General features: G+C 46.2%; 16 protein-coding genes. 1 reads left to right on the forward strand and 15 read right to left on the reverse strand.

The window, feature by feature from the left end:
• The 12 genes from ACHHZ7_RS19685 to ACHHZ7_RS19740 form a co-directional block, all read right to left on the reverse strand.
• Positions 1 to 70 (reverse strand): IS1 family transposase (locus tag ACHHZ7_RS19685; RefSeq protein ID WP_001680836.1); only part of this gene is annotated, 70 nt, incomplete at its 3' end.
• Between the two features lie 50 nt (positions 71 to 120).
• A complete protein-coding gene (locus tag ACHHZ7_RS19690; RefSeq protein WP_225623052.1) occupies positions 121 to 408 on the reverse strand; it encodes a hypothetical protein in 288 nt (95 codons plus the stop codon).
• A gap of 630 nt (positions 409 to 1,038) precedes the next feature.
• Positions 1,039 to 1,311, reverse strand: a complete 273-nt coding sequence (locus tag ACHHZ7_RS19695; RefSeq protein WP_000783295.1) for an ogr/Delta-like zinc finger family protein — start codon at positions 1,309 to 1,311, stop codon at positions 1,039 to 1,041.
• Positions 1,312 to 1,593: 282 nt separating this feature from the next.
• Complete coding sequence (locus ACHHZ7_RS19700) at positions 1,594 to 4,281, reverse strand: DUF927 domain-containing protein (RefSeq protein ID WP_060682698.1); 2,688 nt, start codon at positions 4,279 to 4,281, stop codon at positions 1,594 to 1,596.
• A complete protein-coding gene (locus ACHHZ7_RS19705; protein ID WP_001063902.1) occupies positions 4,278 to 4,688 on the reverse strand; it encodes a hypothetical protein in 411 nt (136 codons plus the stop codon). Before ACHHZ7_RS19705 ends, ACHHZ7_RS19700 begins: the two co-directional genes overlap by 4 nt.
• Positions 4,681 to 4,917 (reverse strand): hypothetical protein, encoded by a 237-nt coding sequence (locus tag ACHHZ7_RS19710; protein WP_000839712.1) that lies wholly within the window; start codon positions 4,915 to 4,917, stop codon positions 4,681 to 4,683. Before ACHHZ7_RS19710 ends, ACHHZ7_RS19705 begins: the two co-directional genes overlap by 8 nt.
• Positions 4,914 to 5,504, reverse strand: coding sequence for a host cell division inhibitor Icd-like protein (locus ACHHZ7_RS19715; RefSeq protein WP_001111087.1), 591 nt, complete (start codon positions 5,502 to 5,504; stop codon positions 4,914 to 4,916). Before ACHHZ7_RS19715 ends, ACHHZ7_RS19710 begins: the two co-directional genes overlap by 4 nt.
• Positions 5,505 to 5,592: 88 nt before the next feature.
• Positions 5,593 to 6,597, reverse strand: coding sequence for a P2 family phage major capsid protein (locus ACHHZ7_RS19720; protein WP_395149163.1), 1,005 nt, complete (start codon positions 6,595 to 6,597; stop codon positions 5,593 to 5,595).
• 22 nt (positions 6,598 to 6,619) lie between these two features.
• Complete coding sequence (locus ACHHZ7_RS19725) at positions 6,620 to 7,492, reverse strand: hypothetical protein (protein ID WP_395149164.1); 873 nt, start codon at positions 7,490 to 7,492, stop codon at positions 6,620 to 6,622.
• Positions 7,493 to 7,528: 36 nt separating this feature from the next.
• Positions 7,529 to 7,729 (reverse strand): AlpA family transcriptional regulator, encoded by a 201-nt coding sequence (locus ACHHZ7_RS19730; RefSeq protein ID WP_000507057.1) that lies wholly within the window; start codon positions 7,727 to 7,729, stop codon positions 7,529 to 7,531.
• Positions 7,730 to 7,836: 107 nt separating this feature from the next.
• A complete protein-coding gene (locus tag ACHHZ7_RS19735; protein WP_060682701.1) occupies positions 7,837 to 8,625 on the reverse strand; it encodes a hypothetical protein in 789 nt (262 codons plus the stop codon).
• A 3-nt stretch (positions 8,626 to 8,628) separates the two neighbouring features.
• Positions 8,629 to 9,810: an integrase arm-type DNA-binding domain-containing protein gene (locus ACHHZ7_RS19740; RefSeq protein WP_060682702.1), complete on the reverse strand. Its 1,182-nt coding sequence runs from the start codon at positions 9,808 to 9,810 to the stop codon at positions 8,629 to 8,631.
• Between the two features lie 315 nt (positions 9,811 to 10,125).
• Here ACHHZ7_RS19740 and ACHHZ7_RS19745 point away from each other — a divergent pair, with 315 nt between their 5' ends.
• On the forward strand, positions 10,126 to 11,328 hold the full coding sequence (locus ACHHZ7_RS19745) for a site-specific integrase (RefSeq protein WP_008321033.1): 1,203 nt from the start codon (positions 10,126 to 10,128) through the stop codon (positions 11,326 to 11,328).
• A 120-nt stretch (positions 11,329 to 11,448) separates the two neighbouring features.
• Here ACHHZ7_RS19745 and ACHHZ7_RS19750 read toward each other — a convergent pair whose 3' ends face one another.
• The 3 genes from ACHHZ7_RS19750 to ACHHZ7_RS19760 form a co-directional block, all read right to left on the reverse strand.
• Positions 11,449 to 11,655, reverse strand: a complete 207-nt coding sequence (locus ACHHZ7_RS19750) for a glycogen synthesis protein GlgS (protein WP_231865294.1) — start codon at positions 11,653 to 11,655, stop codon at positions 11,449 to 11,451.
• Between the two features lie 223 nt (positions 11,656 to 11,878).
• Positions 11,879 to 12,088 (reverse strand): hypothetical protein, encoded by a 210-nt coding sequence (locus ACHHZ7_RS19755; protein ID WP_008321037.1) that lies wholly within the window; start codon positions 12,086 to 12,088, stop codon positions 11,879 to 11,881.
• A 132-nt stretch (positions 12,089 to 12,220) separates the two neighbouring features.
• On the reverse strand, positions 12,221 to 13,255 hold the full coding sequence (locus ACHHZ7_RS19760; protein WP_008321040.1) for a major capsid protein: 1,035 nt from the start codon (positions 13,253 to 13,255) through the stop codon (positions 12,221 to 12,223).
• Positions 13,256 to 13,258 lie beyond the last annotated feature (3 nt).

The following is a 13,258-nucleotide window of genomic DNA, read 5'->3' on the forward strand; positions in this document are numbered from 1 at the left end:
TGCTTTTGCCGTTACGCACCACCCCGTCAGTAGCTGAACAGGAGGGACAGCTGATAGAAACAGAAGCCACTGGAGCACCTCAAAAACACCATCATACACTAAATCAGTAAGTTGGCAGCATCACCGGCCACGAGATCTTTCGGACGAGTATCCTAAATGGAATTCATTTCGTTCATTCAACGAGGCTAATAAATTTTGGGCTTCAGTATTTTTGCCATCCTTGATTAGTTTCAATACCTTCTCAAAAAAACTTTGCAGATGAGATGTCAGCTCTTGTCCCCAATTCGAATCCAGCGATTTAATAGCACCGGGATCTAGAAATACTGGTATATCAGTATCTAGAGGTATATCAACAAAATCCAAATAAGCCTGAGAACGATTCAGTTTGAAATATTCCGAAAAGCGCATAAAGACTCCTAAAATCCGAGTGATTTTTCCAAAAAATCATAATGCTAAAAAGAATCAGTTACAAATCAATGAAGTGGAGCATAGCAAAAACTGAAAGTTTTTATATTGAACGATTATGATCTTCACTCATCATCTCAAGTAAAGTTCAATGTGGCAAGCATGTATCGGAGAAAGACGATTGGTATTGATAGTCTCACTTACTACAAGAAATCATATTATTCTCGCCAATAAATAAGTTAAAAATCATATCATCAATTAAAATTTCGTTATTACCAAAATCGCACTACACCGCACCCGCCTGCGGTTTTCATATCACTAAAATTTTTCAGTTGTGATTTTTTACAAACGATATCGCCAGCCCGCGCCCGTTCTGGGGATGCTCTGCGAGACAGGAACTGAAAAGAATGAAAAAAAATTCAGCTTTTTTCAGTTTTACTATCCGTCGTGTCTGTGGTCTGAATACGCAACACTATGATATTAAATGGATAATTTATTTTAGGTGTGTGATTTTATGAAGGCTCGTGAAACACGAAAAACATAACCATATGAAAAATAATAACTTTATATCCTTATTAACTGAAATCCTGTGTTCAGGTTTCGGGAACGGATCGGCCATTCCCGACGCATACTTTACCCATTTTTTTGCGCAGCCAGCAGCAACTTTAAAGCCTTTTCCCGCTCCTCGGGTGGAATGGCATCAATTAGCTCTTTAACCCTCCCCTGCCCGTTCAGCGCGCTTGGACTAACGGAATGGGAGAAAGCAACATTCATCACAAACGAGTGACCGCACTCCACATTAGAGCAATAGCAATACACATCGTACAGTTGTGGGTGTTTCCTGTTTGTTTTACCTATCCGCGCTACTGCCTGACATGTGGGGCAGTACATTCTCATCATCTTCATCGTTCTGTGCCCTATACTGTTGCCCGCCAGAGGAAGGGATTTGGAACCCTACCTCTTGTTCTGAACGTGTAACACAGGTAACACGTGTAACATTATTGATTTAAAAGGGTTTAATCTGTTACCAGTTAGCAAAATCAAGAGGTAACGCGTGGTAACACACCATTTTTTGTTACCTCTGTTACCAGTCAGTATTTTTGACTGGTAACACTGAAGAGCCGTATCAGTAGCGGGTGTTACCTCTGTTACCTGTGTTACCTCATAAAAATAAGACTCACGCGATAATTACTCAGGTTCGGCGCTTCCCAGTACCTGTGTATTGAACTGGTACACACGTTTAAGCCCTATTTCTGGCAGGCGAATGCTGTTTTGCGTCCGGCCATCTTCACCGGGTTTCAACCAGCCCGCGTCCACACACAACCTGGCCACCTTACGCGAATCAAATCCCTTACAGATCTCCTTCCAGCCTGACGGAAGAACGTAGAACGTCACAACCGGCTCTGTCAGGTTGTCTCCTTTATCGACTTTTCTGAATCCCATCATTGAAACAGGCCGGTTCCTGTCGTCATTCCAGTCAGCAAACCGACTGAACTGATTACGCGTCATGAAGTCCCGTACCTGTTCAAGTGCCGCTTTATCTTCCTGATTAGCTGTATGGCCCCGGTCAGCCATCCATGCAGCTAGGCAACTTTGAGCGGCACGAAAGGCCTCTCCCTCCGGCCATCCTGTGATGCCCGCTTTTGTGGCCAGCTCCCCGGCCATCGCAACCAGAGCAAAACGGGTAACAGCCCGGCCAACCTGATTCCCGGCATTTTCCGGCGTCAGCCTTCGGGTGTACTCTTTCAATAAGGCTTTCGCCTGGCTGGTCAGTTCCGGCAGATCAGCGGTCAGGCAATGCAGCCAGTCGCGGAATGGTGCACCATGATAATGCGCTACGTGCTGCTCAAGATGCTCCGCCAGGGTTTTCCCGCTACTGAAGCCATGAAGTTCTTCAAACACGCCATATTTGCCCGAATCACTTGGGATCTGGATCATTCTGACCTCAACCCCGGCATACGTACGTTCCCCGGCGCTTGCCGCATGTTCCACCAGTGACAGTTCCCCTGTGGACAGAAACAACAGATTCCAGCGGTTGGTTTCCCTTACCGAACCATCTGTTCTGGCTCTGGCTTTGCCCTGCCCGTTAGCCAGCATATAAGCGATATTCCCCGCCTCCCTGCCGTCAACCTCCCGGATTTCATCCAGCATCAGCGTGGCATCATTGCGGCGGCTCGCCGTCCCTTCTAATGCATTCCCCGTCGCCCGCCACGTATGCCAGAAATCTGTTCCACCACATACCGATGCAGCCACTTTCATCGTCGTGGTTTTACCGTCTGTTGATTCCCCTTTGAGGTGATAACCTCCACCGCCGATACCAACCAGTTTCAGAAGGGGGGCAGCAAATGCCAGACTCACCGCAAAGGCAAGACGGGCATTATTTATGCAGTAACGACCTATATTTTCACGCCAGTCCTCTGATGTGCCGCTGACACGAAAATCACGCCCCTGCACGCTCGATGTTTGTAAGATGACTGACTGGGCCTCGCGCCCTATCACTTCATCCTGGAGAACGTAAACCCCGCCGTGCCAGCCCGTTTTATTCACACAGGTTACTTTTCTGTCCGGTTTACACAGCGAGATATATTCCATCAGGAATGCTCTGGCCATGCCGTTAATGTTGATGTAAGAAAGCCCGTTAACCAGCAGAACGCGGCGCAGCTCTTCCCCGCTGCCCCCCAGCATCTCCATCGGCATTGCCCATTTACGGCTGTTTCCGTTGGTATCTTCCCATTCCAGCAAACGCCCGTAATTACTCCCATCAGCATCACTGGTGATTGCCGTCACCCGCAACGGACTGGAAATTTTGATATTACGTATCTCCGTATCACCATCAGACTTATTAACCAGCTTGTCGTACCACAAATATTCTTTTGTCAGCCGGAACCCTTCTGGTAAACGGGTCTGCCCTTTGCCATGCAGCGTCATTTCTTCACGAAAGGCATCTCTCGCCCGTTCTTTCCCCACTTCCTGCCGATAATCATCCCAGTCAGCCTTATGGCGTACCGGAGGGAGCGTTACCCAGCCATCCACCGCTTTGGCGGCTTTCTCTGCCTGAATACGCCCGGTGTTTTCTTTCCCGTCAGCCAGATCATTATCTCCGGCCAGAATGATCCGGGTTTCCGGCCAGCGTTTTCGGATCTGCTCCGTCACCTTCAGTAAATTGGTGGCAGCTACAGCCGCCACGATCCATCCTTCAGTCAGCAGACTGACGGTGAGCGCCGTGGCAAAACCCTCAGTGATAATCACCTGTTCAGGTGTTTCAGCGGGTATATCGGTCAGGGCAATGAATGCGCCAGACAGGTGGCTACCTGGCAGCAGACTTTTATCCCCGTCAGGATTGATAAGCTGACCACCGGTAATATTCCCGGAGATATCCGTCAACGGCAGCAGTAATGAACCGGAGGAAAATGTTATTCCGGCCAGATTCAAAGGCTGTGACAGCAAGGGAAGTGAATACCCGTGTAAGCCCTTGTTTGTCAGATAGACCGGCTCACCATTGCAGGACTGCTGTCTGAGTCTGGTATATCGCTCCGCACCCGCTTCTTTTCCTGCGGCCTTTTTCCTGGCTGGCAAAGCGGGCTTCTCCTGTATTTCTGGTAATGCAAGCGCCTCAGATACCATCCCGGCGGCTTCTTTTATCTTTCTTCCTGTCACCAGACGAACCAGATCAAGACCATCGCCATGACCGCACTGATTACAAAACCACGTCCCACGCCCCGCTTTATCGTCCAGCCGAAAGCGATCTTTGCCACCACAGGCAGGGCAAGCCCCATGATGTCCTGCGGACGGTACTTTGATACCTAATGCTGACAGGATATAAGGCCAGCGCCCAATCGCAGCCCCGGAAATCGTGGATACAGACTGTGTTTTCACAGCAGCACCTCCTGACCTTCCGGCTTCACAAATTCAAAACCTTCGGGTAGTTCGCCATCAGGTGCACCGAAAATAATATCCCGGTAAACTTCACGCATCTCTGTGACACCAAAAACTGACAGGCGAATATTTTCTGACATAAAGCCTGGTTTAAGCATTTTTTCCAGTTTCTCTGCGGCCAGTATGCAACCAGCATCAGCCCCAAACTCATTCACCCACGGCATTTCAATATGATAAATAATATTGCTCACCACTTTTTCGTGGGTGAGTTCTATTCGTTCGCCATCTTCAATATAAACAGGTTCATTATGAACACGCGCCATTAAGGAAATGAATGCATCAGCAATGTAGTACCGTAAGACTGCTGTTCGTAAAGCATGCGCCTTTAAATTTTGATTATTATTCATCGCGCATCTCTCCCTTAATTGTGCTGGTTTCCTTAACAACGCCATCCAGTTGTTCGGCAATACAGGCCACTAAAGCCGCAGCGCCTTCCGCTGAAACCGTTCTCGCTCCATTAACTGTGGGAACGGACAGGACCTCTGCAAGAAACTCACTGGCCAGTGCCGCCCGTAACAGACGACTCTCACCCAGTTCGCTCAATATGCAGCCTTGCTTAAAATTCATGGATTTCATGCAACCACCTCCCCGGCACTTTTCACAGGGATACGGGCAGCAAAGCTCAGGATAAATTCAGTGGCAAGTTTAAGGCGTGCAGCATGCTCGCAGTCTGCGATTACACGCACAGGACGTGGACGGGCATCACGGTCTGTACGGCGAACAGCCAGAAAGACAAAGGTAAATTCAGGGTGAGATAAAGCAGGGACTGTAGCCATAATGGCAACCTCCTTCAGATAGCGGGTAACGCTACCACCGGAGTTCCTACGCTCATGGGTGGTAGCCCAGACGGGGGTAGGAATACCGGCTCTGAAGGATACCGGCCAGCCCGAAAGCTGCCCCGCCTGGACTACCATAATACTGATGATGTGGCGTAAAAAATAAAAAAATACAATCAGCCACCACACCATAAATTTTAGGTGAGTCAAAGCTGCGACACAAAAAAACACGCCTGGCGCGTGTAGTATCGCCTTCAGATAACACGGGTTCCTACGCCCGGCTGCCGATTTTGCGGCAACCTTTAAACTATATCCCGTGCATTCCTGGTGAGGCAAGAAATTTATAACCGAAAACTGATCATTGCCTGGATTAATTAACGCTGGCATGCTTAAGCCTCTGCTTAAAAATAGTTCTTCATTTTTTCCTGATGCTGTAAACGAGACCCGCCTCTGAGCGGGTCTTTCTGTCGCTAAGTCAATCCGCAAACGTCAGAGCGCTCTCATCGACAGCCGCGTACAGTTCTGGTTCACCGAGTGCATAGCCTTCATTGCGCAGGTAGGAATGTACGTATTCACTGTTTTCATCATCAAACTCAGCACGAAACCAGCGTGTTATCGCCTGGGTGTAAATATGCAGATTATCCAGCGTCGTTACTGCCAGACGCTTACCCGGCATAAACGGGGGAATAAACGCAAAGCGGCCAGCAACAGAACTTGTAGCCATCTGTGCAGCATTCACATCAGCCGGGCGGTCTGCGGCATTAAATAACTTCAGGCGTTGATGTGCTGCCAGCTCTGCCCCAACCAGTACAACCAGAAGGGGATCTTCACGAAACTGCTCAGCAATAAGCTCAGTAATCAGATGGTTGGCCAGAGAATCAATATTTTTCCAGGTGCCAGTCTCTCCCAGAGTGACAGGCTCAGAGATGATTTGCTTCCCGTTTCCGTAGGCTTTCGCCAGTGCATGCCAGCCAATATTGACATCCTCGCCTTTTTTATTGATTTCCGGGTTTGTAGTATTTGCAATCGACACACCATTGAAACCGACCCGCAGCATGTCCAGCGCATATGCCTGAGCAAAAAAGCTCTCAACCGTTTTCTCAAACTCATCCGGCACACCGGTATGGTAAATATGAGACATATCGGAATAGCTGATCCGGGCGCAGGTATCCGTCTCTGTCAGAAAGAACTCCGTACCATTGATTGCCATTTTTTTGTGGAAACGGCCACCATCCACACGTCTGGTATGCAGTTCACTGGCACCAATATTGACGGCATTACCTGACACGGCGTTAACATCACGTAGGGTGATATTTTTAATAAGCCACCCGGATTCCAGAATTGAGGTACGCAGTATATTTTCAGTGGTTTCGCTTAATGCAAAGCGTCTGTTTGATTCCTCCTGATAGTTAGTGCCAGTGACGAATTTATTATGATAACGACGTGCTGCGTCCGGCCTTTCAGTTTTGAAGGCATACATAGTTTTTCACCTTTAATAGTATTTAAGAAAAGATTTTATTTTTGTACTCAATAACCCGATTGTGTTTCATTACATGCTCAACGTAATCCCGATCACTTACGACTGAACGTAATACATGATTATCTGCTCGATAGTACTCCCTGTAAGCCATAGTTCTTGCCATTCCACCGTTATTTAATACATAACGATCAGTTGGAACGCTACAACGGCTAATAATTTCATTAACAGAATCAGACAAGGATTTGAGTGCATCTGTAATAAATTTAATATCACGAACAACGTCACCGTCATTAAACACAGAAATAAAATCAGCAGGGATCTGGCCGGATTGAGGAAATATGCTCAGTAAACGCTTCTCAACTCCCTTACCTATGTAGTTAACTTCATCGGCCAGTATGCCCGGTAAAAGCTTGATTGTGCTCAGTCGGTTATGTTGCTCATTCAGCCGGGAAACAGCCAGATGGTAACACCGTTCAGCATCCGCTCGTTCAGCATGCCCCGTTTTATTCGTTTTGGCTTCAGCAATGCTACTGACGACGTTTTTTGAGAATGTGCTTTTCCATGCAACTTCCGCATTTGTCACTTCACGCTGCCGGAAAGATAACTCTTCCTCTTCCTGACGACACAACTGGGCATAACGGCTTAGGAGCAGGTTGATCTCATTCGCCACAGCTTCCGTATCAGGTACTGTTAACCCCGTAAGTGAATACAGCTTTTCACCTTTAGCGCGCAGCTTATTCAATGAAAATATTTCAATAATTCGCACAATACATGCAGTGTCGCTATGAGTTTCTTTAAACGGACTTACTTTATAGTTTCCTAATACGGAAACATATTCATTCTTAATTGGAAGGGATATGTATTGACTCCCCACCGGTTGTAGACGGTAATTCATATAAACACCTCATAAATGCTTCTAATATTAATGTTTTTACTCTGAAGAATGACTATCACGCCAAGCATAGTAGTCACCAGCACGCCATCGGGACATACGACCTAACTTGATTGGTTTAGGAAAACGTCCCAGAGAAATCAGTTTATAAATCCATTTATCAGTAAAAAGACAATCAGATGTAATGAATTTCATATCAATGAGCGAGTCAGCAGAAGGACGATTATCAGTAAACCCCATAATGAGTTCCTCTCTATGTATCAATCTATATCAATGAAGAGGATTAAAACATCGTTCAAAAATATAAAAAAGGCGAGTAAGAAAAATATCCTTACTCGCCAAAATTGTTAATTTTTTGTAAATGATGGTTTCTTGAATATAGATGATATTAGTTTGCTAATAATTGGGTGTGATAGCGGAGGCTCTTTTTTATCAGGCCAAAATTCCTCAGCCCGACTAAAGATAAGGTCAGCAAGGGCTGCTGCATTTTCCTTTCGGTATGCCATATCCTCTTTGTAAAGATATAATGCTACACTTAGAATCTCATTTCTCTTGGTAGCATGTCTTTCTTGCTGTGCAATTGATAACGATTTATACTTATCATTAGAAACATCATCATTTAATATTAGATGCAATTTCTTTACATCTTCCCGCTCCAGATACGCATCTCCCTCATATCCAAACCCATCATCATTTTTCCAGTCAATTTGAATAAATTTGACCATTTCAGAATAGGTGGTACCAGCTGGAGATAACAATGATGGATACTCCGGGAACTGCCCCTCATAAAAAACGAAATCACTTTTAACTTTTGGTGGCATTTGGAAATAGCCTTTTGTACTCGCCAGCACTAGTTTTTTATCTTTTTTAACTTCATTAATCTTAATCAAACTAAACTCAGATATATAACTAAAACCATCTTTGTCTTTTTTCAAAGAGTTTATATTCTGAATAAAAGAGTCCACATCTCTTACTTTATGCTTTGAAAAAGACCATCGCCCACACATTCTTAGCGACAATGGAATGTCTTTTTCATCCGCAATATAAATAACATCTTGCTCATCGCAGCCCAATATTTTAGCGGTCTCACTAATGCTATAATGAGTTCGATGAAGCTTGAGAGTATTATTTGCCATTACTCAAGACTCCGTTCCACCAATAAAATCACTGTACCATTGCATCATTTCCCGACGCCCCTCAAGATACTGAGCATGATTGTATATCCCCCGAATAGCATTTTTATCCAAATGTGCAAGCTGGGTTTCAATCCATGCACTATTGAAGCCTTTTTCATGCAAAATAGTGCTCATTGTGTGTCTGAAGCCATGGCCAGTTACACGGCCAGCATATCCAATACGCTTAAAGACCTGATTAATGCTGGCCTCACTCATGCACTTACTTGGATCGTTACGCCCAGGAAACATCAAAGGATAGTCTCCAGTCAGTTCTTTTAAGGTTTCAAGATGGACTAATGCTTGATTTGAAAGCGGCACAATATGAGCACGTCGCATTTTCATACGTTCTTTGGGAATCTCCCACACCGCATTATCAAAATCCACCTCACGCCACTCACCTGCTCTTAGCTCTCCTGTTCTTAGACCCGTCAGGATAAGTAAATGTGCCCCCAGCAATACAATTGGGCTTCCTGAATAAGCGTTAAGGGCAGTAAAGAACTCCGGCAGCTCGTTGGCTTTGAGGAATGGATAGTGGACTGCTTCATGTCCTTGCATCGCACTGGCAAGATCCGGTGCAGGATTGTAGATTGCTCTACCCGTTACGATGGCATAGCGGAAAACTTCACCGCATCGCTGACGGACTTTCTTCGCTTTCTCCATAGCGCCTCGTGCTTCTATCAACCTCAGTACTTCAAGTAGTTCTAGGGGCTGAATATCGGCTATAGGTCTGTGTCCAATATGCGGGAAAACGTCTTTCTCAAACGCCTCAATGATGTCTGAAGCATAGCCCTCAGACCATTTGGGAGATTTCATTTTGTGCCACTCTAACGCCACTTCTCTGAATGGGTTAAGTGTCTCGATCGCTGCGTTTAAAGCCTTCTTCTTTGCTTTTTTCACTTCGCCAGGATCTTCACCTGCTGCGAGTAGTTTCTTTGCGTCTTCGCGTTTTTGTCTGGCATCTGCGAGGGTGACTGTTGGGTAGACACCAAAGGACAAGCGCTTCTCTTTACCAGCAAAACGGTACTTCATACGCCAGTAACGCGAGCCATTAGGTTCAACCTGAAGGTACAGGCCACCTCCATCAGATAGCTTATAGCTCTTCTCTTTTCCTTTAGCGGCTTCAACCTTGCGGGCATTCAGCATCATTGGGGGCACATTTCCTAGACCGAACAGAACATGCCCCCGATTGTGCCCCCAATTGTATGTTGATTTCAAGAGATAGGGGTTGACGTCAAATGACAAAAAATCGCGTAATATCTATGTTTTTAAAGGGTTTTGTTGATTTGAGATGACTTGGAAATACTAAGGGATGGTGCCGATAATAGGAGTCGAACCTACGACCTTCGATTCCAATGACGTGTTTCACAAGCCATTGATTCTTCGAACCGAATGCGCTGCTCCTGAAAGGCAAAACTAACACAACTGATCACAGTTGCCCCTGAATATTAGATCGGGGGAAAGATGAAATACAAGCCTAATGCGTATCTTGTTAAAGAAAACTCTTCGGTGTACTCCGTCAAGGTCACCATTCCACCTTATATGCGCTTCCTTTTTGGGAATCGAACAGCATTCATGCGTACAACTGGCACGGCAGATATCAGGGAAGCCCGGATCATCCGTGACAAAGTCATGCACGAATTTTTTGCCATCAGAGACATGCTCAAGCCCAAACCACAACGTAACAGTGTTGATCGCGTCCTGGTGGAACTGCGTTCTATCAACCAACATGTAAGCCAGAATGATGGGATAGACTTCGCCACGGCTCGTATGTGTCCCTCCCTTGTCCAACTGCGGGATGAATTTATTGTCCAACACAGTGACAGGCGCAAGCTGTCTACCCTGAGCAAGTACATTAAGGCGGTGGAAGTCTTCACGGCTCACTTTCGGCGTAAGGATTTTCAGTTGCAGGAAATCAACAGGACTATGGTCACCGATTGGTTAGACAGCGCCAAGCAGGAGAAAGCCAGCCAAACACTGGCTAATTATCTTGGTTGCCTGTCCCAACTGGTGGCACAAGCCCAAAACCGCTATCACGATGCACCTAAAGCCAATGTATTCACGGGCCACAAACTGGACGTGCGCCATGATCGGGAAAGCTACGAGCCGTTTACTGGTGATGAACTGGCTAAGGTGCTCGCGCTGCTGGATGATGAAATGAAAGCAGTTGCAACCGTCGCGATGTTTACAGGTTTAAGGCTGAACGAAATTTGTTCATTGCGAATCAGCAATATCAAAACCGTCGAGGGGGTTTGGTGCTTCGAAATAACGGAGGGAAAGACACGCAATGCGGCGCGGTTGGTTCCAATTCATAGCAAGCTAGTCGCTCTCGTCAAACAGCTTATCCAGCACAATCACAACGGCTTTTTATTCTACCATGCCAGCATTACGGAACGGGCAGACGGCAAGCGTTCAACGTGGCACACGCAGCGATTTACACGGGCTAAACGTAAGGCATTAGGTGAGAAAGGTACAGAGCGGAAGGTGTTTCATAGTCTGCGAGGAATGTTCATCAGCCAGCTTGATCGGGAAGGTGTACCAGAGGATAGGATCGCTTTGATTGTGGGCCATGAGAGGGGGAAAACGGAGAGTTTCAGGACGTACAGCAAGAGCGCGGGGATGAAAGAGCTATCGGAGTACGTGGAGCTAGTCAGTTACGTAATGTAAACAATGTGAAGATTGTCACTGACAACACGAAATTTAGGAAAACGCTGAATCTAAGCCACAATCATAAAAAGCCGGGTGGTTTCTCCATCCGGCTTAATAAATAGAAATCTCTGGTAAACGTCAATGTCGTTCTTTTTTCCTCGCAGCGACAGCCTGCTTGCAATATCGTTCATATTGTAAACAAAACCATGCTTTCTGTTCTCCCGACATGTTGCCAGTTATAGCTTTGATGTCTATTGGGAAGCCCTCTGAGTACATACGTGCAAAGCTCCTCGCCAGAAAATCAAAATTGCTCAGCGCATTTAGATTCGGTTCGTTCATCAGCATATCCCCCTTAACATTGAATCACTGTCACTTGGTTACATGCTTTCTATTCATAATATTAGGCTTCTTTCATTTCAAATAATTATATTATTCGTGCGCATCTCACGATCATTTCGTGATATCAGTCACATAGTTATCATTCTGCTTTAGATCTTTGCTATTAAGGGCGAGATTTTGGATTAGCGTCGATATTATCTACAAAAAAAACCGGACGGAAGCCGCCCGGTTAGTTAATCATTTTCTTTTGTTTCTCGTTGAGATAGTACCGGGTAGCGCTGTCGAATCCGTAGTTTGCAATCCGATCCAACAGGCTTGACCTGCTACACCCAAGCCGACGCGCCAGCGCTGACATGTTGATGATTGCGTCATCATTCGTACCGTCTAAAATCCACTGCATCAGCGGCAGATTGCCAGCGCCGATCAAAGCTAATTTCATATGTATCTCCTTTGGAGATTTGCCACAGGCAAACCCGGTAACGGGTATCCGTGTATCTCCTCTTCTTTGCCTCGCCCCTGTTGGGCTATTTTTCACGGTGGGGCAGAATGGTCAGCCCCAAAATCCGCTGTCTTACACTGCGTCGTTCGTCAGTTTGGTCACAAAGTCTGGACGGTACACCACAGGCAAAATTGAGCTTTCCGCGAATAGCTCAACGTTCTTAAACTTGTCCTGCACACTCCAGATACGGAAATCAACCGGATCAGCAAAGGCCAGATCAAGATTTCGGCTGGTTGCTGTTGCTACATAACCGAAAGGTAATGCGATTTCAGAAGATAGCGGCTTGCTGAAGCGCGGAACCAGGAAGGATTCATCCGGGCCAATTCCATAAAGTGCCTGATCAGTGACTTCCACTACGCGAACATTCTCGATGATGAATGTTGAGAATGCCGGAAGCACTTCTTTGTTAAACAGCACATCGCGATCAAGCACACCAAACTGAACATTCTGACGGATATCAGGGTGATATTTGATGCCACGAAAAACGTTGCTACCAGCGAACAGAATAAAACCATCAAGCTGACCAGCCAGACCACCCATCCGCACTTTAGCAGCGGTCACAGCGTCATCCAGGCTGCGAAGCGGGTCACCAGAGCTAACGTTGGTTTTGATAGTTCCGGTCGCCTGTTGGTAACCAAATTCATCTTCCCACGAAATAATCGGTTGCTGGGTGTAAGTTGCTTCAACAGTATTTCGGAAAAGTGCGTCAGCGAAAATCTTTTCCTTGGTACGCATGTACTTATCATGCATTGCGAGAGCAGAGGCTGTCACAGCGTCCATCACAGACATTTGCAGGTTTGAACCTGGTTTTCGGTAAGGTTGCACGTCAGCAGCAGTAATACGGTCCTGATAAGCATAAAGCGGCGCTTCAATCAGGTGATTGCTGGCACTACGCTTGGGAATAGCTGACCACTCGGAACCATAACGATTGACAGAACTTGCCACCTTCTGGGCAACTTCATCAATGATATCAAGGCTCACCTTTGGACTCATGGAAGTCTGTCGGTCACTGAAAACGTTAAGCGTTGAGAGCAGTGTATTCTTTGCTTCCACGTTTACAAAAGTGTTGGTGTAATCAGCAAAACTGAAATTGGTTGATAATCCCATTTG

It is taken from the genome of Citrobacter freundii complex sp. 2024EL-00216 (genome assembly GCF_043945515.1).
GTDB lineage: Bacteria > Pseudomonadota > Gammaproteobacteria > Enterobacterales > Enterobacteriaceae > Citrobacter > Citrobacter portucalensis.

Excerpts from the sequence above, each read along its gene's own strand:
- ACHHZ7_RS19745 (WP_008321033.1), top strand. The coding sequence starts at position 10,126 with ATGAAATACAAGCCTAATGCGTATCTTGTTAAAGAAAACTCTTCGGTG.
- ACHHZ7_RS19730 (WP_000507057.1), bottom strand. The coding sequence starts at position 7,729 with ATGGGGTTTACTGATAATCGTCCTTCTGCTGACTCGCTCATTGATATG.
- ACHHZ7_RS19695 (WP_000783295.1), bottom strand. The coding sequence starts at position 1,311 with ATGAAGATGATGAGAATGTACTGCCCCACATGTCAGGCAGTAGCGCGG.
- ACHHZ7_RS19705 (WP_001063902.1), bottom strand. The coding sequence starts at position 4,688 with ATGAATAATAATCAAAATTTAAAGGCGCATGCTTTACGAACAGCAGTC.
- ACHHZ7_RS19720 (WP_395149163.1), bottom strand. The coding sequence starts at position 6,597 with ATGTATGCCTTCAAAACTGAAAGGCCGGACGCAGCACGTCGTTATCAT.
- ACHHZ7_RS19690 (WP_225623052.1), bottom strand. The coding sequence starts at position 408 with ATGCGCTTTTCGGAATATTTCAAACTGAATCGTTCTCAGGCTTATTTG.
- ACHHZ7_RS19735 (WP_060682701.1), bottom strand. The coding sequence starts at position 8,625 with ATGGCAAATAATACTCTCAAGCTTCATCGAACTCATTATAGCATTAGT.
- ACHHZ7_RS19710 (WP_000839712.1), bottom strand. The coding sequence starts at position 4,917 with ATGAAATCCATGAATTTTAAGCAAGGCTGCATATTGAGCGAACTGGGT.
- ACHHZ7_RS19725 (WP_395149164.1), bottom strand. The coding sequence starts at position 7,492 with ATGAATTACCGTCTACAACCGGTGGGGAGTCAATACATATCCCTTCCA.
- ACHHZ7_RS19740 (WP_060682702.1), bottom strand. The coding sequence starts at position 9,810 with ATGATGCTGAATGCCCGCAAGGTTGAAGCCGCTAAAGGAAAAGAGAAG.
- ACHHZ7_RS19750 (WP_231865294.1), bottom strand. The coding sequence starts at position 11,655 with ATGCTGATGAACGAACCGAATCTAAATGCGCTGAGCAATTTTGATTTT.
- ACHHZ7_RS19760 (WP_008321040.1), bottom strand. The coding sequence starts at position 13,255 with ATGGGATTATCAACCAATTTCAGTTTTGCTGATTACACCAACACTTTT.
- ACHHZ7_RS19715 (WP_001111087.1), bottom strand. The coding sequence starts at position 5,504 with ATGCCAGCGTTAATTAATCCAGGCAATGATCAGTTTTCGGTTATAAAT.
- ACHHZ7_RS19755 (WP_008321037.1), bottom strand. The coding sequence starts at position 12,088 with ATGAAATTAGCTTTGATCGGCGCTGGCAATCTGCCGCTGATGCAGTGG.